The organism is Streptomyces sp. XY431 (assembly GCF_001279805.1).
GTDB classification, from domain to species: domain Bacteria; phylum Actinomycetota; class Actinomycetes; order Streptomycetales; family Streptomycetaceae; genus Kitasatospora; species Kitasatospora purpeofusca.
This window is the reverse complement of sequence record NZ_LGDO01000334.1, coordinates 1-405: the sequence shown is the minus strand read 5'-3', so window position 1 is coordinate 405 and position 405 is coordinate 1. Positions and strand designations below refer to the sequence as shown.

Annotated in this window: 1 protein-coding gene; it reads left to right on the top strand. The window is 74.1% G+C overall.

Annotation, left to right across the window (positions count from 1 at the left end; all coding sequences use genetic code 11):
- Nucleotides 1-405 (top strand): hypothetical protein (locus ADK60_RS42325; RefSeq protein WP_199839754.1); only part of this gene is annotated, 405 nt, incomplete at both ends.

The window sequence follows — 405 nt, the reverse complement described above, 5'->3', positions numbered from 1 at the left end:
TCCGACCGGTGGTGGCGGCGGTTTCCGTCGTGACGACCGTGGCGGCGACCGTCCGTCGGGCGGTGGCTTCCGCCGTGACGACCGTCCGGGTGGCTTCCGTCGCGACGACCGTGGCGACCGTCCCTCGGGCGGCGGCTTCGGTGGCGGCCGTGACGACCGCGGCGGCGACCGCGGTGGCTTCCGCCGTGACGACCGTGGTGACCGTCCGTCGGGTGGTGGCTTCCGTCGCGACGACCGCGGTGACCGTCCGACCGGTGGTGGCTTCCGTCGCGATGACCGCCCGGGTGGTTTCAGTGGTGGCCGTGACGACCGCGGTGGGTTCCGTCGTGATGACCGTGGTGACCGTCCGACCGGTGGTGGCGGCGGTTTCCGTCGTGACGACCGTGGCGGCGACCGTCCGTCGGG